At 67.7% G+C, this 19,045-nt stretch carries 19 protein-coding genes; 3 read left to right on the forward strand and 16 right to left on the reverse strand.

All coding sequences use genetic code 11. The features are described from left to right. Positions 1-418: hypothetical protein (locus RV045_RS01315; protein WP_423233956.1), on the forward strand; the 418-nt coding region annotated here is incomplete at its 5' end. A 157-nt stretch (positions 419-575) separates the two neighbouring features. Here the strand turns inward: RV045_RS01315 and RV045_RS01320 are convergent. From RV045_RS01320 to RV045_RS01355, 8 genes are read right to left on the reverse strand one after another with little or no spacing between them, the layout of a single operon-like run. After that, positions 576-875 carry an addiction module antidote protein gene (locus RV045_RS01320; RefSeq protein ID WP_423233957.1) on the reverse strand — a complete coding sequence of 100 codons (300 nt, stop codon included), beginning with the start codon at positions 873-875 and terminating at the stop codon, positions 576-578. Further along, positions 872-1,177 (reverse strand): type II toxin-antitoxin system RelE/ParE family toxin, encoded by a 306-nt coding sequence (locus RV045_RS01325; protein WP_423234117.1) that lies wholly within the window; start codon positions 1,175-1,177, stop codon positions 872-874. The genes RV045_RS01320 and RV045_RS01325 overlap by 4 nt, the downstream gene beginning before the upstream one ends. Before the next feature lie 50 nt (positions 1,178-1,227). Then, the gene (locus RV045_RS01330) at positions 1,228-4,311 is read right to left on the reverse strand and encodes an efflux RND transporter permease subunit (RefSeq protein WP_423233958.1); all 3,084 of its coding nucleotides are present in this window, start codon (positions 4,309-4,311) and stop codon (positions 1,228-1,230) included. Between the two features lie 12 nt (positions 4,312-4,323). After that, positions 4,324-5,580, reverse strand: coding sequence for an efflux RND transporter periplasmic adaptor subunit (locus tag RV045_RS01335; RefSeq protein ID WP_423233959.1), 1,257 nt, complete (start codon positions 5,578-5,580; stop codon positions 4,324-4,326). Positions 5,581-5,609: 29 nt separating this feature from the next. After that, positions 5,610-6,743 carry a sulfate/molybdate ABC transporter ATP-binding protein gene (locus RV045_RS01340; RefSeq protein ID WP_423233960.1) on the reverse strand — a complete coding sequence of 378 codons (1,134 nt, stop codon included), beginning with the start codon at positions 6,741-6,743 and terminating at the stop codon, positions 5,610-5,612. Further along, positions 6,740-7,696, reverse strand: coding sequence for a sulfate ABC transporter permease subunit CysW (gene cysW, locus RV045_RS01345; protein WP_423233961.1), 957 nt, complete (start codon positions 7,694-7,696; stop codon positions 6,740-6,742). Before cysW ends, RV045_RS01340 begins: the two co-directional genes overlap by 4 nt. Continuing rightward, positions 7,693-8,523, reverse strand: coding sequence for a sulfate ABC transporter permease subunit CysT (gene cysT / locus RV045_RS01350; protein ID WP_423233962.1), 831 nt, complete (start codon positions 8,521-8,523; stop codon positions 7,693-7,695). The genes cysW and cysT overlap by 4 nt, the downstream gene beginning before the upstream one ends. Beyond that, positions 8,520-9,542 carry a sulfate ABC transporter substrate-binding protein gene (locus RV045_RS01355; RefSeq protein ID WP_423233963.1) on the reverse strand — a complete coding sequence of 341 codons (1,023 nt, stop codon included), beginning with the start codon at positions 9,540-9,542 and terminating at the stop codon, positions 8,520-8,522. Before RV045_RS01355 ends, cysT begins: the two co-directional genes overlap by 4 nt. 198 nt (positions 9,543-9,740) lie before the next feature. On the opposite strand from RV045_RS01355, the gene RV045_RS01360 reads away from it, so the two are divergent. Then, on the forward strand, positions 9,741-10,700 hold the full coding sequence (locus RV045_RS01360; protein WP_423233964.1) for a calcium/sodium antiporter: 960 nt from the start codon (positions 9,741-9,743) through the stop codon (positions 10,698-10,700). Positions 10,701-10,733: 33 nt separating this feature from the next. Here RV045_RS01360 and RV045_RS01365 read toward each other — a convergent pair whose 3' ends face one another. From RV045_RS01365 to RV045_RS01380, 4 genes are all read right to left on the reverse strand, one after another. Beyond that, positions 10,734-10,955 carry a hypothetical protein gene (locus RV045_RS01365; RefSeq protein ID WP_423233965.1) on the reverse strand — a complete coding sequence of 74 codons (222 nt, stop codon included), beginning with the start codon at positions 10,953-10,955 and terminating at the stop codon, positions 10,734-10,736. A 185-nt stretch (positions 10,956-11,140) separates the two neighbouring features. Beyond that, positions 11,141-12,118: a Tim44 domain-containing protein gene (locus RV045_RS01370; protein WP_423233966.1), complete on the reverse strand. Its 978-nt coding sequence runs from the start codon at positions 12,116-12,118 to the stop codon at positions 11,141-11,143. 99 nt (positions 12,119-12,217) lie between these two features. Further along, positions 12,218-13,327 (reverse strand): AIR synthase-related protein, encoded by a 1,110-nt coding sequence (locus RV045_RS01375; RefSeq protein WP_423233967.1) that lies wholly within the window; start codon positions 13,325-13,327, stop codon positions 12,218-12,220. A gap of 31 nt (positions 13,328-13,358) precedes the next feature. Next, positions 13,359-14,015: an arylesterase gene (locus RV045_RS01380; RefSeq protein WP_423233968.1), complete on the reverse strand. Its 657-nt coding sequence runs from the start codon at positions 14,013-14,015 to the stop codon at positions 13,359-13,361. 87 nt (positions 14,016-14,102) lie between these two features. Here RV045_RS01380 and RV045_RS01385 point away from each other — a divergent pair, with 87 nt between their 5' ends. Beyond that, positions 14,103-14,819, forward strand: coding sequence for an ABC transporter ATP-binding protein (locus tag RV045_RS01385; RefSeq protein WP_423233969.1), 717 nt, complete (start codon positions 14,103-14,105; stop codon positions 14,817-14,819). Between the two features lie 20 nt (positions 14,820-14,839). On the opposite strand, the gene RV045_RS01390 is transcribed toward RV045_RS01385, so the two are convergent. From RV045_RS01390 to RV045_RS01405, 4 genes are all read right to left on the reverse strand, one after another. Next, positions 14,840-15,229: a cell division protein ZapA gene (locus RV045_RS01390; RefSeq protein WP_423233970.1), complete on the reverse strand. Its 390-nt coding sequence runs from the start codon at positions 15,227-15,229 to the stop codon at positions 14,840-14,842. After that, positions 15,226-15,498, reverse strand: coding sequence for a cell division protein ZapB (locus RV045_RS01395; RefSeq protein WP_423233971.1), 273 nt, complete (start codon positions 15,496-15,498; stop codon positions 15,226-15,228). Before RV045_RS01395 ends, RV045_RS01390 begins: the two co-directional genes overlap by 4 nt. A 109-nt stretch (positions 15,499-15,607) precedes the next feature. Beyond that, complete coding sequence (locus RV045_RS01400) at positions 15,608-17,035, reverse strand: TolC family protein (RefSeq protein WP_423233972.1); 1,428 nt, start codon at positions 17,033-17,035, stop codon at positions 15,608-15,610. An 8-nt stretch (positions 17,036-17,043) separates the two neighbouring features. Continuing rightward, positions 17,044-19,044 carry a MacB family efflux pump subunit gene (locus RV045_RS01405; protein WP_423233973.1) on the reverse strand — a complete coding sequence of 667 codons (2,001 nt, stop codon included), beginning with the start codon at positions 19,042-19,044 and terminating at the stop codon, positions 17,044-17,046. Position 19,045: the final 1 nt, after the last annotated feature.

Here is a 19,045-nt window from a genome sequence, read left to right on the forward strand (position 1 = left end):
CAAACGCTATGTGGCGGCTGCGATTCTGCCCGGCGCCCCAAAATCGCCCCCGCATGATCTGGGGCGAGTTAGCGCTTGGGCCATTGCGCAGGCCTTACGTTTCAGCATTGATCTGACTGGAAAAACAGTGGCGCTGGATCACGACGGCGTTCGGCACATTCTCAATCGCCATGGTTCAGACAAGGAGTGGTCGCGCCAGCAGGTGCCTGTCACGGCTGAGGATATGGCCGATTTCCTCGAAATTTTCAACACAGCCGACCTCCGGGTTGGGCAGCCCCATAAAGCGAAAGATGGGGCAGCGATGCTGGCCGGATCGTGCGTGGCGGGCTGCTGGATCTACGGCTTTGCTGCAAAGGTTCGCCGCGAAAGAATTGTGGCTCACACGCTGTTCAAACGACTGAAGCTCGAGCCGCAATAAAAAAAGCCCTCCTGCCACATGCACCTGTTGAAACAGTCCCATGGCTTAAACGCCCAAAGCGTCGGAGAGCTATTTTGATTATAGGGGGATAGCGGTTGGGCGCACAAGCCGGGGTCTGCGGCATCAATGCGCCAGTCCCACTGGCTCCTGGACAAGATCAGGCGGTCTGCGCAACCAGCCGCACACCGAGCGCCTGAACGACTTTAAGAACTGTATCAAACCGGGGTTTGGCGCCAGGGGCCAGCGCCTTGTATAGGCTTTCGCGCCCAAGCCCGGCATCTTTGGCCACCTGCGCCATCCCTTTTGCTCTTGCTACATCCCCCAGAGCCAGCAGAAGAAGGTCCGCGTCGTTGGCCTCCAGCGCGGCGCTCATGTATTCCGCTATGGCTTCATCATCGCCGAGATAGCGGGCGGCATCGAAAGGGACAAGTTTCGATGGGGACAGCGGCTGGGTCATGACGGTTCTTCTCCAAGTTCGGCGGCCAGGCGCAGGGCGCGGTGAATGTCGCGCTTCTGGCTGGATTTGTTCCCCGCATTCAAAAGGATGACAAGCAGTCGGCCGCGACGCACAAAGTAAAGCCGGTAGCCCGGCCCCAGGTGGACACGCAGCTCCGACACTTCGCCCTCGACGGGCTGCCAGTCTCCCAGGTGACCCGCTTCGAGCTGGCGCAGACGCAAAGCGATACGAACCTGGGCCCGCTTGTCTTTCAGGTCGTCCAGCCAAGCCATGAATTCTTCAGTTTGACGGACGATAAACATCAACAGATTGTATCCGTTTGGATACTGCCGTCAAGACCGGGCGTCTGGCATCAGCCAGTATGCCTGCCCGTCTGCTCATCCTCCAGCGGCACCACCGGCAGCGGCCGCTTCGTGCGGCTGACCAGCACATACAGCGCGGGCACGACGAAAAGGGTCAGCAGCGTGCCCAGTGTCATGCCGCCGACGATGACCCAGCCGATCTGCGAGCGGCTCTCCGCCCCCGCGCCGCTGGCCAGCGCCAGGGGCAGGGCGCCCAGGATCATGGCCAGCGAGGTCATCAGGATGGGACGCAGGCGCAGCGTGGCGGCCTCGATGGCGGCGCGGGTCTTGTCCAGGCCGCGCAGTTCGCGCTGCTGGTTGGCGAACTCGACGATCAGGATGCCGTTTTTGGTGATGATGCCCACCAGCGCGATCAGGCCGATCTGGGAGAAAACGCTCAGCGAACCGCCCGTCAGCCACAGCGCCAGCAGGGCGCCCAGCAGCGCCAGCGGCACGCACAGCATGACGATGAAGGGGTCGATGAAGCTCTCGAACTGCGCGGCCAGCACCAGGAAAATGAACAGCAGCGCTAGCGCGAACACCGTGTTGAGCGAGTTGGCCGACTGCAGGAACTCGCGCATCGGGCCGTCGGTGTCCAGCGTGTAGCCGGGCGGCAGGACCTCGGCGGCCACCTTCTGCGCCAGCTCCAGCGCCTGGGCCTGCGAAACGCCAGGCGCCAGGTTGGCGGTGATGTTGACGGCGCGGCGCTGGCCGAAGTGCTTGAGCTCGCGCGGGCCCACGCTGTCTTCGACCTTGACCAGCGCCGACAGCGGCACCATGGCGCCGGTTTTGCTGCGCAGGTTGACGGCGCCGATGTCCTGCGGCGTGCTGCGCTCGGCGGCGTCCAGCTGGACGATGACATCAAACTGCTCGGCGCCGCGCATGTAGCGCGTGATGCTGCTGCCCGCCAGCAGCGTCTGCAGGCTGGCCGCGACCTGCGACACGTCCACGCCCAGCGCGGCGGCCTTGTCGCGGTCCACCGTCAGGCTCAGTTGCGGGTTGTTGAGCTGAAGATCCTGGCGAGGCCCCAGCAGGGCGGGCTCGTTCGAGAGCCGGTCCAGCATCCGGTTGGCGACCTGGATCAGTTTCTCGTAGCTGTCGGTGGTCTGGATGACGATGTTGAAGCCCTCGGACGGGCCGCGTCGCCCCAGCCCGGCCGGGGTGACCGGGCGCGCATCGACTCCGGCGAGCTGGCCGAAATCCTTCTCCATCGCCGTGGCGATCTGCGCGGTGCTGCGGCTGCGCTCGGACCAGTCGCTGGTGCGGAAAAACACCAGGCCGTCCTGCCCGGAGCCGGTTCCGGCAATCGAGAAAATCCGGTCGATCTCGGGCTGCTTGTGGCCAAAGGTTTCCACCGCCTGGACGTAGGGGCGGATGGATTGCGGCGTGGCGCCATCCGGGCCAGCCAGGCGGGCGATGATCACGCCCCGGTCTTCGCCAGGCGCCAGCTCTTTGGGCAGCAGCTGGAAGAAGAGCACCGAGCCGCCCACCGCCGCCAGCAGCACCAGCACCATCAGCCAGCGCGCGCGAACCGCGACGGTGACGGCGCGGCCAAAGCCGCTCTCCAGCGCGTCAAAACCGCGATCCAGCCAGTTCTTGCGGCCGTCCGCTCGGGCCTTGTGCGGTCGCAGCAGGCGCGAGCACATCATGGGCGTGAGGGTCAGCGCAATGAAACCCGAGACAATCACCGTCCCGGCCAGCGTCAGCGCAAATTCGATGAAGAGTTTGCCTGTCCGCCCTTCGGTGAAGGCCAGCGGCGCAAAAACGCTGGCCAGCGTCAGCGTCATGGCGATCACCGCAAAGCCGATCTCGCGGCTGCCTTTGAAGGCGGCCTGGACCGGCGTCATGCCTTCCTCGATGTGGCGGTAGATGTTTTCCAGCACCACGATGGCGTCGTCGACCACGAGGCCAATCGCCAGCACCAGCGCCAGCAGCGTCAGGGTGTTGAGCGAGAAACCCGCCCAGCTCATCAGCGCAAACGCGCCGATCAGGCTGACCGGAATCGTCACCAGCGGGATGATGGACGCGCGCACCGTGCGCAGGAAAAAGAAAATCACCAGCGCGACCAGCACCACCGCTTCGGCAATGGTGTGCCAGACCGATTCGATCGAGCGCTCGATGAAGACCGCGTTGTCGTTGGCCACGTCCAGGCTGACGCCCCGGGGCAGATCTTTCAGGATGACGGGCAGGGCGCTGCGCACCTCTTCGGCGACCTGCAGCGGGTTGGCGGTGCTCTGCGCGATCACCCCGACCGACACGGCGTTCTGGCCGTTGAAGCGCACCTGGCTGGTTGTGTCGACCGGGCCTTCCTCGATGCGGGCGATGTCGCCCAGCGTCACGCGGCCCGTGCCGCTGTCGCGCAGCACCACGGCGGCGAACTGCGCGGGCGTGCGCAGATCGGTCTGCGAATCGACGGTGAAGCGCCGGTCCACGCTGTCGATGCGCCCGGCGGGCACCTGCAGGTTCTGCGCCTGCAGCGCGGCTGCCACGTCGGGCACAGTGATGCCCAGGGCGGCCATGCGCTGCGCGTCCAGCCAGACGCGCATGGACCAGGTGCGCTGGCCCCCGACCTGGATGTCGGCCACGCCGTCCAGGCTCTGCAGCCGGGTTTTCAGCACATTGGCGACCAGGTCGGAGAGCGCTTCCTGGCTCAGCGACGGGCTGGTCAGCGCAACATAAATGGTGGGCGTGGCGTCGTCACCGGCCTGACTGATCACCGGCTCGGTGATGTCGGCGGGCAGCTTGCGGCGTACCTTGCTGATGGCGTCGCGGATGTCGGCCAGCACCTCGCTGGGCTTGCGGCTGGACGAAAACGTCAGCTGGATGCGCGATTCGCCCGCGCGCGACTGCGATTTGATCAGCGTCGTGCCCTCGATGGTGGCGACAGCGTCCTCGATGGGTTTGGTCACCTGCGTTTCCATCACCGAGGCCGCCGCCCCGGTGAGTGTCACCGCGATGGTGGCCACTGGCTCTTCGATGGCGGGGTATTCGCGCACCGACAGGCGGTCGAACGAGACCAGGCCGATCAGCACGATGATGAGCGACATCACCGTCGCCAGCACCGGGCGGCGGATGGAGATTTCCATCAGTTGCATGGCGTGCTCCGCTTACTTCGGTGCGGCCGGGGCGGGCGCTGCGGCGGCTCCCGGGGGCGGGCTGTCCAGACGGTCGCCGGCAGCATCCAGCACCGCCTGCAGCGACACCACGCGCACCGGCAGGCCTTTTTCGGCCGCCGGGGTGCCGATCTGGCGCGCCAGGCTGGTCTGCCCGGCCACCACCACCTGCTGGCCAGCGCTCAGGCCGCCCAGAATCTCGACCAGGCCCTCGCGGCGCTGGCCAATGCGCGCCAGGACCGGTTTCACGCGCATCCCACCCTCGGCGGGGGGCGACTGGGCCACAAACAGCCACTGCCGCCCCTGCGCAGAAACCAGTGCCGATTCCTTCACCCAGGTGGTGTTGGGCACCACGCCCAGCTCGAGCGTCACACGGGCGAACATGCCCGGGCGCAGCAGGCCGCGCGGGTTGTCGATCTGGCCGCGCACGATGAGCGAGCGGTTCTGCGCGCCCAGCGAGCTGTCGGTGGTCAGCACGCGGCCTTCCAGCGTCTGGCCGGGCAGGGCGTCCAGCGCCAGGCGCAGTGACTGGCCCGGCTGCACGGCGGTGACGTCATTCTCGTTCACCGGAAAATCCACCCACATGGGGCTGCGCGCCTGCAGCGTCACAGCGCTGGTGCCCGCGGGCAGCACGTCGCCGACGCTGACCTGGCGCAGGCCGATCACGCCGCTGAAGGGAGCCAGCACGCGCATCTGCCCGGCGGTGGCGCGGGCCATTTCGACATCGGCGCGGGCGACGGCGACGGCGGACTGCGTCTGGTCCACGCTGGCGCGGCTGATGAAGCCTTCGGCGAGCAGGCGCTGCTGGCGCTGGGCCTGGCTTTCGGCCAGCTTGAGTTTGGCCTGCGCCTGAGCAAGCTGCGCCCGCGCCACGCTGTCATCGAGCTGGATCAGCAGCTGCCCGGCCTTGACGCTGTCGCCGTCCTGAAAATTAAGCGCCGTGATGCGTCCGGCGCTTTGCGTGCGCACCTGCACTTCGCGGCTGGCTTTGAGGCTGCCCAGCGCCTGCAGGTTGCGGTTCTCGTTGCGCACGACCACGGGCTGGAGTTCGACGGCAGTGGGTCGGGCATTGCCTCTGGGCGAACCGCCCGGGGCACCGCCTTGCCGCGCCTGGGCGGGCTTTTCGGCCTTTTCGGCCTGTGCTGGCGTTGCAGCTGAACCCGACTGGCTGCGTGCGCCCGTCCAGGCCAGCGTTGCGGCCAGCGCCGCCAGGATCACAATTACAGAAGGTCGGATCAGGCGGCGGGGCATGGCTCACTCGTGCAGCAAGGGTGGGTCAGTCAGGTGGGCGGCGCTCCGGCGTAGATCCGGCTGCTCAGGGGAAGAGCCGTCACGCGGTCGCCGTGCTGGAGATTCAGGGCGGCGAATTCGCCAGCGGGCAAGTGTACTTCGATGAGGTCGGCGCGCATGTCGCTTTGTAAAGCATCACCCCCCGAGGCTGGGGTTGATCCGGGGAGCAGCGGGCTGAGCTCGAGTCGCGCCAGCGGGCCGGTGACGATGGCGTGGCAGACCTGGGCGACGATGCCCGGATCGCCCTCGCGCCAGCGCGCCAGCCGGATCTGGTGCGGGCGTACGTAAACGCTGGCGGCGCTGCCCTCGGTGGCCACTTCGGGCGGGGCATCGAGCGCCAGCGCCTGGCTGAGCACGCCGCGCAGGTGGACGCGCCCGCCGCGAACCTGTCCGGCAAAGACGTTGATGTCGCCCAGAAAGCCGCACACAAAGGGGCTGGCGGGCTCGTCCCAGACCTGCTGGGGCGTGCCGTTCTGCTCGATGCGGCCGCGGTTCATCAGCACCACGCGGTCAGCCACTTCCAGCGCCTCTTCCTGGTCGTGCGTGACGAAGACGCTGGTGATGTGCAGATCGTCGTGGAGCTGGCGCAGCCAGCGGCGCAGTTCCTTGCGCACCTTGGCGTCCAGCGCGCCGAAAGGCTCGTCCAGCAGCAGCACGCGCGGATCAGTCGCCAGTGCCCGCGCCAGCGCCACACGCTGGCGCTGTCCGCCCGAGAGCTGCCCCGGAAAGCGTCGCCCCAGGCCGTCCAGCTGGACCATGTGAAGCAGGCTGTTGACGCGGTCGGCGATGACGTTTTCGGCGGGGCGCAGTGCACGCTCGCGCACACGCAGGCCAAAAGCGATGTTGTCGGCCACGCTCATGTGACGAAAGAGCGCGTAGTGCTGGAAGACGAAACCCACGCCGCGCTCGCGCACCGGCACGTGGCTGATGTCCTGGCCATCGAAGCGGATCTGGCCGCTGTCCTGCGCCTCCAGCCCGGCGATGATGCGCAGCAGCGTGGTCTTGCCGCAGCCCGAGGGGCCCAGCAGGGCCAGCAGTTCGCTGCTGGCGACGTCAAGGTCGATGCCGCCCAGCGCCTGGAAGGCGCCGAAACGTTTGTGGATCTGGTGCAGCTGGATGCTCATGATGAAACGGCCAGCGCAGCGGGCACCGGCAGGGCAGGACGGTCAGAAGGGGTCGCAGGGGGGTGGGCCAGGGCCTCAGCTTCGGCCTGCACGGCCTGGGCCAGTTCGCGGCGGTGGCGCCACTCGACCAGCGATTTGATGCCCAGCGTGACCAGCGCCAGCAGCGCCAGCAGCGAGGCCACGGCGAAGGCGGCGGTCGATTGATATTCGTTGTAGAGAATCTCGACGTGCAGCGGCATGGTGTTGGTCTGGCCCCGGATGTGGCCCGACACGACAGACACCGCGCCAAACTCGCCCATCGCCCGCGCATTGCACAGGATGACGCCGTACAGCAGCCCCCACTTGATGTTGGGCAGCGTGACGTGGCGGAAGGTCTGCCAGCCGCTGGCGCCCAGCACCAGCGCGGCCTGTTCCTCGTCGCTGCCCTGGGCCTGCATCAGCGGAATCAGCTCGCGGGCGATGAAGGGGAAGGTGATGAACACGGTGGCGATGATGATGCCCGGCACGGCAAACACGATGCTGATCCCGTGCGACTGCAGCCAGGGCCCGAGCAGCCCCTGTGCGCCAAACAGCAGCACATACATCAGGCCGACGACCACGGGCGAGATCGAAAAGGGCAGATCGATCAGCGTGGTCAGCAGCGCCTTGCCCCGGAACTCGTACTTGGCCACGGCCCAGGCGGCCATCACGCCAAACACCAGGTTGAGCGGTACGGCGATGGCGGCGGTGAACAGCGTCAGGCCGATTGCGGCCAGCGCGTCCGGGTCGGTGATGGCGGCCAGGTACTCCTGCGAGCCCTTGCGCAGCGCTTCGGTGAACACGGCGGCCAGCGGCAGCACCAGAAAGAGCAGCACAAAAGCCAGCGCCAGCGCGATCAGCAGACGGCGCAGGGCGGGCGATTCGGTGGTGGCGCGGCTGCGCCGCTGCGCGTTGGAGGCTGAGACGGCGCTCATGCGTGGGCTCCGGAGTGACGCTGGCGCTGCCAGCCCTGCAGGGCGTTGATGGCCAGCAGCATGACAAACGAAGCCAGCAGCATCACCACGGCCACGGCGGTGGCCCCGGCGATGTCGTACTGCTCCAGCTTGCTGATGATGATGAGCGGAGTGATCTCCGACACATAGGGCATGTTGCCCGCAATGAAAATCACCGAGCCGTATTCGCCCATGCCGCGCGCCATGGCCAGCGCAAAGCCGGTCAGCAGAGCAGGCAGCAGGGCGGGCAGCAGTACGCGGGTGAAAATCTGCCCGCGGGTGGCGCCCAGCGTGGTCGCGGCTTCTTCCAGTTCGGGCTCGAGCTCTTCAAGCACGGGCTGCACGGTGCGCACGACAAAGGGCAGTCCGATGAAAATAAGCGCGATCACCACGCCCGCCGGGGTGAAGGCCAGCTTGATGCCCAGCGGCTCCAGGTACTGGCCCAGCCAGCCGTTGCCCGCCAGCAGCGCAGTCAGCGCGATGCCCGCTACGGCGGTCGGCAGGGCGAAGGGCAGATCAACCAGCGCATCCACCAGACGCCGCCCGGGGAAGTTGTAACGCACCAGCACCCAGGCGATCAGCAGGCCAAACACGGCGTTGACCAGCGCCGCCGCCAGCGACGCGCCCAGCGTCAGGCGGTAGCTGGCCAGCGCGCGGCCGTCGGTGACGGCAGCCCAGAACTCGCCCCAGGTCATCTGCGCGGTGTAAAGCGCCAGAACGCCCAGCGGAATCAGCACGATCAGCGCCAGATACACCAGGGTGTAGCCCAGCGTCAGGCGAAAACCGGGCAGAACGCGGTGTGAACTCACGGCTGGATGCTCTTGTAGATGCGGTCAAATTCGCCGCCGTCCTTGAAGTGCGTCTCCTGCGCCTTGGCCGAGCTGCCAAACACCTCGTCCACCGTGAACAGCTTGATGGGCTTGAAGCGGCTGGCGTTGGCCTTGAGCACCTCTGCCGAGCGCGGACGCAGCCAGTGCTTCGCGGCGATCTGCTGCGCTTCGGGCGACCACAGGAACTTCAGGTAGGCCTGCGCCAGCTCCTGCGTGCCTTTTTTGGCGACCACCGGCTGGACCACAGCCACCGGGTTTTCGACCAGCAGGCTGCTGGACGGGTAGACCGGATCGACCTTGCCTTCGCCAAATTCCTGGTCGATGGTGATGACTTCCGATTCAAACGTGATCAGCACGTCGCCCACATTGCGCTGCAGGAAGGTGCCGGTGGCGGCGCGGCCGCCCGCATCCATCACGGCCACGTTTTTGAGCAGCTTGCCGACAAACTCGGCGGCCTGCGCGTCGCTGCCCCCCGCTTTTTTGATGTGGCCCCAGGCCGCCAGCCAGGTCGCACGGCCGTTGCCGCCCAGCTTGGGGTTGACGATGACGACTTTCACGTCCGGGCGGATCAGATCGTTCCAGTCCTTGATGTTTTTCGGGTTGCCCGTCCGCACCAGGAAAATGCTGGTTGAGGTCGTTGGCGCGGCATTGTCCGGGTAGGCCTTGCGCCAGTCGGCGCTGACCATGTTCTTGCTGGCCAGGAAGTCGATGTCGGTGGCCTGGTTCATGGTCACCACGTCGGCGGGCAGGCCGTCAGACACGGCGCGCGCCTGCTTGCTCGAACCGCCGTGCGCCTGGTCAATACGCACGTCTTTGCCCGTGGTTTTCTTCCAGTAGGCGGTGAAGGCGGCGTTGTAATCTTTGTAAAACTCGCGGGCCACATCGTAGGATGCGTTGAGCAGCGTCTGCGACTGGGCCTGCGCGGCAGTGGCCAGCGGACCCAGAGCGAGGGCGGCGACGGCGCCCGGAATGGCGGCCAGGAAAGTGCGTTTTTTCATCGGATTCCCCTGAAAAGAAAGCCGCGCGACCGAAGGGTCCGCAGCCAGACGGGCGCCAGTATGCAACTTCTGGTTATGAAAACAAAATACTTTATCCTTGGATCGTCATGCTGAATCGGCATAAGCCCGCCACCCATCACTCGACCTGACTGCAGATCCCTCTCAGAACCCTGAACCCCGACCCCGGAGAACCTCGTCATGATCCCTGCTGTTATCGCTGTCGTCGTTGGCCTTGCCCTGCTGGTCTGGAGCGCCGACCGTTTCATTGACGGCGCTGCCGCCACGGCGCGCCACTTCAGTGTGCCGCCGCTGCTGGTGGGCATCGTTATCGTCGGGTTCGGCACGTCGGCGCCCGAAATGACGGTGTCGGCGCTGGCCGCGCTGGAAGGCAGCCCGGGCCTGGCGCTGGGCAACGCCTGGGGCAGCAACATCGCCAATATCGCGCTCATCCTGGGCGTGACGGTGCTGATCGCGCCCATCGTGGTCGGCCCGGGCATCGTGCGTCGCGAGCTGCCCATCCTCACCGGGGTGACGCTGCTGGCGGGCGCGCAGTCGCTGGACGGTGTCCTGAGCCGGGGCGACGCCGCCGTGCTGCTGGGTGTTTTCGCTGCTTACATGGTCTGGATGGTCTGGGACAGCCGCCGCCAGGGCGTGCCGCTGGAAGCCGATGACGCTGAGGGAGAACCCATGTCCCTGTCGCGCGCCCTGCTGTGGCTGGTCCTGGGTCTGGTGGTGCTGGTGGGCAGTTCGCGCCTGCTGGTCTGGGGCGCGGTCAGTATCGCGCAGAGCCTTGGGGTGAGCGATCTGGTCATTGGCCTGACCGTGGTGGCGGTGGGTACCTCGCTGCCGGAGCTGGCCTCGTGCATCGCCGCCGCGCGGCGCCAGCAGCACGACATTGCGCTGGGCAACGTTCTGGGCTCCAACCTGTTCAACACCCTGCTGGTGGTCGGCGTGGCGACGGGCATCGCGCCCTTCCCGCTGGAGCCACAGACGCTGGTCCGCGACTATCCGGTCATGCTCGGCCTGACGCTGGCGCTCTTCCCGCTGTGCTGGGCCTGGCGCGGCCGCCCGGGCGTGATCGGCCGCACCGCTGGCATACTGGGCGTGCTGGCTTATGCGGGGTATACGGTCTGGTTGATTGCGGGGGCGATGCGGTGAATATGACTATAAGGCACACGCAATTTCATGGGATTATTCCCTGTTCGCCATTCTGTGCCATATTCCCCCGGCAATCGCGGGGGCAATAATGCAAAATCCAATGATCGTCACAGAGACCTGCTCCTGCGTCAGGAATTTTGACAGAATAATCACCAGCAAAAAACCCGCAGCAGCGCCCAGATAGATGCGCCAGTAATAGCGCAAATCCATCGCGTGAATGAGGGTGTCGATGATGTCATCCAGCCAGTTGATCATGGTTCGCGTCCGTCTCGGAACATGCGCAGGAGTTGGGTGAAAATAGAAGGCCCTTGCAGTCTACGGGGCCAAGCCGATCGCGGGGGTTCAGATAAGCTGCTCTTGGGCGGTCTGTTCTTGGGCGTCCCAATAAAAAACCCCGCCGGGCACGAGGCCGGGCGGGGTGAATCAGAGGATGACGCGGATCAGTTCTGGCTCTGTGCGATACCCGCGATGCGCCAGTCAGCGTCCTCGGCCATAGCCGGGCGGATGAAGTGCCAGACTTCGTCGAAAGCTTCGGCGGCGGCGTCCTTTTCCTCGCGGATCAGACCGTGGAATCGCACGCTGGCCACCCACAGATCGCTGCCCTGGTGGTTTTCGCGGGCCACGTCCAGCATCTGGGCGTCGAGCTGGACCACGTCGGTGCGCTGCTCGGTGGCGCCGCGCTCCTGGATGTCCAGACGCAGCTCGGCGAACAGCTCGGGCGTGGTGAACTTGCGCAGATCGTCCGTCTGGCCCGCGTCATTGGCGGCCTGCAGGCGGATGAAGAGCAGCTTGGCAATGCGCTCGAAAGCGGCGGCGTCAAAATCAGCCGGGCCCGCTTCAGCGGCCAGCGGTGCACTGGCGGGGGTACCGGCTGGGGCACTCATCGGTTGCGCGACCGGCGTCTGAGGCTGCAGGGGCTGGAAGGCCGTCGTGGTGCGCTGCGCGGCCTGCGACGCAGCGCCAGACATGCCGCCCAGGCCCGCCCCTGCGGCTGCCGGGTTCAGGCCCGAGGCGTTCGCGGCGCCAGCGGCCGGATTCATGCGGCGCATGATGAAGCGGAAGGCGACCACAGCCAGCATCACCAGCAGGGCAATCATGACGAAGTTGGCCAGTTCACCGCCCAGGCCCAGGCTGCTGAACAGCGCGGCCAGACCAAGACCCGCGGCCAGACCGGCGATGGGGCCCATCCAGCTGCGTGCCGGTTTGGCGGCGGCTGCGGCAGTACCTGCAGCGGCGGCCGGTGCGGCGGCGGACGGGCTGGCCGTCGGCGTGTTCGGCGCAGCGGCAGGCGGCGTGGCCTGCCGCTTCATGCCCAGCGATTTGCCGCCGCCCATGCGCTTGGCATAGACGTCGGACGGCGCAGTGGTCATCGTGACAGCGGCCAGTGCGATGGCCGCAGCAACCCAGAGTTTCTTCATGGCAGCTTCCTCAGTTGAAAGAGACAGTGGCCATTTTAGGCGGCAATACCTTTAAATAAACCAGACGATCAGTGATTGATGCTCAGTTTTTTCCTGAGATCAACGCACGTGCAGATCGTCCGCCGACCAGACCAGGTCCAGCGGCTCGACGATGAGCTGCTTGGTTCCGGCCTCGACCGCGCCGCAGACCCAGGCCTCGATGCCGCAGGCCTGCGCCACGGTGACGGTGCGCTCGGCCTGATCCGCCGGGACGAAAAGGGCAAAGCCCGCGCCCATGTTCAGCGTGGCGTAGGCCTCGCGGGCGTCGTGTCCGGCCTCGCGGGCCATGAAAGACAGCACGTCGGGCACGGGCGGCACGGTGTGGACGCGGTAGGTGAAATCGCCCGGATGGCGCAGCAGTTTGCGCCAGCCGTGGCCGGTGACGTTGACGCTGTAATGCACCGGCACACCGGCCTGAGCCAGCGCTTCGGTGACGGGCGAGTACAGCACCGTGGGCGCCAGCAGTGCGGCGCCGAAGCTCAGGCCTTCGTCGTTGACGGGCGTGAGGTAGCCCTGAGGCAGGCGCTCGGACAGTTTGCGCGCTAGGCTCAGGCCGTTGGCATGGATGCCGCTGGAGGCCAGCAGCACGATGGCATCGCCCGCCTGAAGATTTTCGCCCAGCGACAGGCGCTCTCGCGGCGACACAATGCCCGTGCAGCCCGCAGCCAGATCAATCCGTCCGGTTTCGACGATGCCCGCCAGCGCCGGGGTTTCACCGCCGCCCCAGGACACGCCGCAGCGCTCGCAGGCCGCCTTCCAGCCGCGCGTCAGGGCCAGCGCCCGGTCGGCGTTCAGAAACCAGTCGCTGCCGCCGGCGGCCCAGTAGGCCTGCACGACCAGCGGCGTGGCGCCCACGGTGATCAGGTCGTTGACCGCCATGGCAATGGTGTCCTGCGCCACCGCCTCGTAAAAGCAGCGGCCGGTCAGTTCGGCCATGGCGTCGGCCACTAGGCTCTTCGAGCCCAGGCATTCGACAATGCTGGCCAGGTAGAACGGTCCGACATCGACGACGTAAGCCGATTCCCCGCGTGAAGCGGCCACTTCGGAAAAACCGTGGCGCGCCAGCTGCCCGGCGGTTGAAGCCGCCGCCTGCTGTGCGGCAATCTTGAGGGGATCAATGACGTCGTAATTGACGCCGGCCTGGTCGTAAGTGAGGGGCTGGGTGCTCATGGGGCGGCATTATCGCCCATGAGCGTGCGCTTCAGCGCGCCAGCCAGGGCTGGGCCACGCCCATCACCGTCTGCAGGATCCGCGGCTGCGCGGCGCTGGTCGGGTGCAGGCCATCGGCTTGGAAGAGCGTCCGCGCATTGGGTGCGTCCGCCACCCCGGCTAGCAGGAAGGGCACCAGCGGCACTTTTTCGCTGCTGGCGATGCGCGGGAAGAGGGCGGCGAAATCGCGCGTGTACGTCGCGCCGTAGTTGGGCGGAATCTGCAGCCCGATCAGCAGGACGCTGGCCTGGGCCGCCCGGCACAGGGCGATCATTTCGCGCAGGTTGCGTTCGGTCTGATCCAGTGCCAGGCCGCGCAGGGCGTCGTTGGCGCCCAGCTCCAGCATGACGTGGCTGGGCCGGAACTGGCGCAGCGCCTGGGGCAGGCGACCCAGCCCCCCGGCGGTGGTGTCGCCGCTGACGCTGGCGTTGACCACCAGGCGGGGTGCGAGCTGACGCGCCAGAAGGCTGACCCAGCCCGTGCCGCGCGCGATGCCGTACTCGGCCGAGAGACTGTCGCCCACCACCATGACCGGACCGGGCTTGGGCGCGGCGGTTTTCGTCTGGGCGAGCACGGGCAATGGCGCCAGGGCCAGCAACGCTGCGCCGAGCGCGCTATGCTGCAGCCAGAGTCGGCGGCCGGGTTCCATGGGTCGGTCAGCGCTGTTGCTGATCCGGTCTGAAAGAAGGAAATCTGTGCGTTGTCGGTCCATGATCTGAAGTGTGACAGGATTTTTATGAGCCCCCAAAACCCCTCGGACACGCCCCTGGTGGACGTGCGTCATCTGGTCCGCACCGTGCAGGATGCGGGCGGCGAGCTGACCGTGCTGCGCGACATCACCTTCAGCATCCAGCCGGGCGAGACCGTCGCCCTGGTCGGCGCGTCCGGTTCAGGCAAAAGCACGCTGCTGGGGCTGGTCGCGGGGCTGGATGTGCCCACGTCCGGCGAGGTCTGGCTGGACGGGCAGTCGCTGTTCACGCTGGACGAAGACGCCCGCGCCGCCGTGCGCGCCAGCCGTCTGGGCTTTGTGTTCCAGAGCTTCCAGCTCATGCCCAGCCTGAGCGCGCTGGAAAACGTCATGCTGCCGCTCGAACTTCTGGGCCGTCGCGATGCGCGCGCGCAGGCCGTGGCCATGCTGGAGCGCGTGGGCCTGGGCCAGCGCCTCGGCCACCTGCCGCGACTGCTGTCGGGCGGCGAGCAGCAGCGCGTGGCGCTGGCCCGTGCCTTTGTTGTTCAGCCGCGCCTGCTGCTGGCCGACGAGCCCACGGGCAGCCTGGATCACGCCACCGGCGAGGCCGTTCTGCAGCTGATGATGGACATGAACCGCGAGCAGGGCACCACGCTGCTGCTGGTCACGCATGACCTGAAACTGGCGCGAGCCTGCCAGCGTGTGCTGCGCATGGACGCGGGCCAGCTGGTCGAAGAAGACGCGGTGGCAGCCGAGGAGACCTGACCCGCCCGGGTCAACCCTGATCAGCCTTGATCATCTTTGACAGGCGGCGCCAGACGCATGGCGTCGTCCAGACGGTCCAGCAGCTGGTGCAGGCGCTCGCGCTGGGTGTGCAGTTCGCGCTCGTCCACCGTGGCGGGCGGCGGCGCGGTTTCCAGCTCGACCGCCAGGGTGAGCGCGGCCAGCACGGCGGTGCGTTCGCGGGCGCGGATCTTGCCCTGATCACGGATCAGGGTCATTTCCTGATCGACACGGCCCGCGGCCTGGCGCACGGTGCTGACGCTGTCGCGGCTGGTGCGCAGCACGTAAATCTGCCCCAGGATGCTGACCTCGACGGCCTCGCCCTGCGGGCTGGCGGAGGCCGCAGCTGCCGGGGTGGACGGGCGGGCGTTCTGGCGGGCGGTGGCGTTCATGCGGGATCTGCCGGGCGAAGAAGGGGGACGCTCTCGGGTCGGCCGCCGTGCGCTTCGTGCGGCAGACGGTCGATCAGGGTGTTGATGCGCGCGCGCGCCGCAGCCAGGCAGGACTGCAGACGCTGACGCTCGGCATCCAGGTGGGTGACCTGCTCCTGCAGGCGCTGGTGGCTGTCCACCAGATCCGTGTAGCGCTGGATCAGCACGCGCACGCGCTCTTCAACGGCGTCAACGGTGTCTGTGAGGGAGGGCGGCGTGGAGGACGGCATGGGCAGGCGCGGCGGTAGCGGCGGGCGTGGCAAAAGGCGGAAAACAGCTCTGTTGATTGTGCCACAGCGCTGGCGGCGGCCCTGGCCCACCGCACCCGGGCGCGATGGATCAGCTCGCTGCCGGGCCACCCAGCGCCTGGATCAGCGTGGCGTGGTTGCTCAGCCGCGCCAGTTCGTTGGCGCGCAGGCTGGCGCGGGCGCTGCGCAGGGCGTCCTGCGCGTCCAGCCAGGTTTTGAGCGCCACGCTGCCCGCGCGGTAACGCGCTTCGCTGACGCGCGACACGGTCTGCGCCTGCGCCAGGCTGGCGGCCTGCAGCTCGCCCTGGCGCTGGAGCTGGCGGCGCTGTTCCAGCGCGTCGGCGACTTCACCCAGCGCGGTGTACAGCGTCTGGCGGTAGGTGTTGACGGCCTCGGCGTACTGGTTCTGCGCGACTTTGAGGTCCAGATTCATCTGGCCCGCGTTCAGGAAAGGCAGCGACAGCCCGGCGCCCAGCGTGGCGACCGGGTTGGCCAGCAGATCGAGCAGGGCGCTACCCGCAAAGCCCAGGCGGCCGGTCAGGCTCAGGCTGGGGTAGTAGCTCAGGCGCGTCACGTCGGCGCTGGCCCACGAGGCGCGCAGGCGCAGTTCAGCCGCCTGCAGGTCGGGCCGCCGCGCCAGCACCTGTGCGGGCAAATCGGGCTGGACGGCGGGCAGCGTCATCTTGGGCCAGCCCTGCGGTACGGGCAGGCCCAGCGCCTGCAGGCCCTGGAGGCCATCGGGCGCGGTGTCCATCAGCAGCGCCGCGCTGGTGCTGGCCTGCTGGAGCTGCGAGGCGATCTGCGACTGGCTCACCTGCGCGGCCTGCACGGCCTGCTGCGCCTGCGCCAGCTCCAGCGCACCGACGGCGCCCGCCTTGTGCTGAGCCTGGACCAGCGTGAGCGCGCGGCGAGCGTTGTCCAGCGCCAGACGGGCGTCAGCGGCCTGCGCCTGCAGCGAGGCGATCTGCCAGTACAGCGTCGCCGCGCCCGAGGCGACCGTGAGGCGCGCGCTGGCCAGATCCTGCGCCGTGGCCTGCGCCGTCCAGCGCGCCGCGTCCTGCTGGCGGGCGACTTTGCCCCACAGGTCGGCCTCGTAAGACACGCCGAAGCTGCTGGACGCGCTGCTGCTGGGCGAGCCCAGGCCGCCACTCAGCGAGCGGCTCTGGCCGCTGGACAGGCTGGCGCTGACGGGCAGGCGGATGTCCTGCATCTGCGCCTGCCAGCCCGCGCGCTGCAGACGCAGCACGGTGGTGGCGATGTCGGCGTTGCGCTCCAGAGCGGTGTCCACCCAGCGCGTCAGGGCCGGGTCGCCAAAAGCCGACCAGCCTGCGTCCGCCGGTGTGCTGGCGGTTGTTTTAGCCGCTGCTGCGGTCCCAGCGGTGGACCAGGTGGCCGGGACAGTCACTTCGGGCGCGCTGTAAGGCGTTCCCGCCGGAGGCAGCAGGCTGGCGCAGCCCGACAGCAGCAGGGCCGCGGCCAGGGGGACGAGAGAGGCCAAGGAAGGGGAAAGAGGCTTCATGGGAATTCTCAGTCGCGGGCCAGCGCATCGACCGGGTCCAGCCGGGCGGCGCTGCTGGCGGGCAGGTAGCCGAAAATGACGCCGATCAGCGTCGAACAGGCAAAAGCGGCGCCCATGGCGGTGGACGAAAACACGAAAGGCAGTTGCGCTGCGCTGCTGGACGCCAGCGCACCCAGCGCCAGCGCCAGCGCAATGCCCAGCCCGCCACCGATCAGGCAGACCAGCACCGCCTCCAGCAGGAACTGCTGGCGGATGTCAGCCTGGCGCGCGCCGACGGCCATGCGCACGCCGATCTCGCGGGTGCGCTCGGTGACCGAGACCAGCATGATGTTCATCACGCCGATGCCGCCGACGATGAGCGAAATCACCGCAATCGACGAAATCAGCAGCGTCATGGTCTGCGTGGTGCTCTCGATGGTCTGGCGGATGGTGTCGCTGTTGCGCACGAAGAAATCCTCGCTGCCGTGGCGGCTGGTCAGCAGCTGCACCAGCCCGGCCTCGGCGGCTTCGGGCGAGACGCTGTCGGCCACGCGCACCGTGATGCTGCTCAGGTAAGAGCGCCGCTGCAGCCGCCCCATGACCGTGGTGTAAGGCAGCCAGACATTGAGCTGGTTGCCCGGCCCGAAAGCGCTGTCCTGCGGCGCGGCCACGCCGACCACGCGCACCGGCACGGCATCGACCAGCATCACCTGGCCGACCGGATCGGGCGTGTCCGGGAAGAGCTGCTGGCGCGTGTTGTCGTCAATGACGGCGACCTGCGCCAGCGACTGTTCTTCCTCCGGGCCGAAGGACTGGCCCAGCGCCAGCTTGACGCCCTTCACCCGGAAATACTGCTCGCCCACCCCGCTGACCGATCCGCTGAGCGCCACATTGCCCGCGCGCAGCGTCGAGCTGGCGCTGACCACGGGCGTCACGCTGTCCAGATAGGGCTGGCCGGACAGCGCCTGCGCGTCGGCGGCCACCAGCGTGCGCACGCGCCCGGAGCGCAGGTCGCCAAAGCCGCTGCCGGGGAAAATGTCGATGGTGTTGGTGCCGATCGAGCTGATGTTTTCCAGGATTTTCTGCTGCGATCCGGCGCCCAGCGCCACCACCGACACCACCGACGCGATGCCGATGATGATGCCCAGCATGGTCAGAAAGGTGCGCAGCCGGTGCGACATCATGGCCAGCACGGCCATGCGCAGGGCCTCGCCCAGCCGGTCGCGCCAGCCGCTCCAGCGCGCCCAGACGCCGGTGGGCGCGGGGGTGGACTGGGCCGCCTGTGGCGTGCCAGAGGGCAGGGCGGGCGCCTCCGGATTGGGGCCGTCGGCAATGATTTCGCCATCGCGCAGCTCGATGATGCGCTGCGCGTGGCGGGCCACCGCCATGTCGTGGGTGACGATGATCAGTGTGTGACCGGCCTGGTGCAGCTCCTGCAGGATGCGCATGACCTCGGCGCCGCTGTGCGTGTCCAGCGCGCCGGTGGGCTCGTCGGCCAGGATGACGCGGCCGCCGTTCATCAGCGCCCGCGCGATGCTGACGCGCTGCTGCTGGCCGCCCGACAGCTGGCCCGGCTTGTGGTGCGTGCGCTCGCCCAGGCCCAGGCGCTGCAGCAGTTCGGTGGCGCGCTCGTGACGCTGCTGGGCCGGACGCCCGGCGTAAACGGCGGGCACGGCGACGTTGTCCAGCGCGGGCAGATCCGCCAGCAGGTGATAGCGCTGGAAAATGAAGCCGAAGTGCTCGCGGCGCAGCTCGGCCAGCTCGTCGGGCTGAAGCTCGCGCGTGTCGCGCCCGGCGACGCGGTAGCTGCCGCCGCTGGGTCGGTCCAGGCAGCCCAGGATGTTCATCAGCGTGGATTTGCCCGAGCCCGACTGGCCGACGATGGCGACCATTTCCCCGGCGCGGATGCTCAGATCAACGTCCTTCAGGACGGTGATCTGGCCGTCGCCAGCGGGGTAGGATCGGCTGAGGGCCTGGACCTGCAGCAGCGGCGGGCCGTCGCTGCGGGCGTCATTTTGCGGGGCCGTCATG

Origin of the sequence: Amphibiibacter pelophylacis (genome assembly GCF_037688875.1) — a bacterium.
Lineage (GTDB): Bacteria > Pseudomonadota > Gammaproteobacteria > Burkholderiales > Burkholderiaceae_C > Amphibiibacter > Amphibiibacter pelophylacis.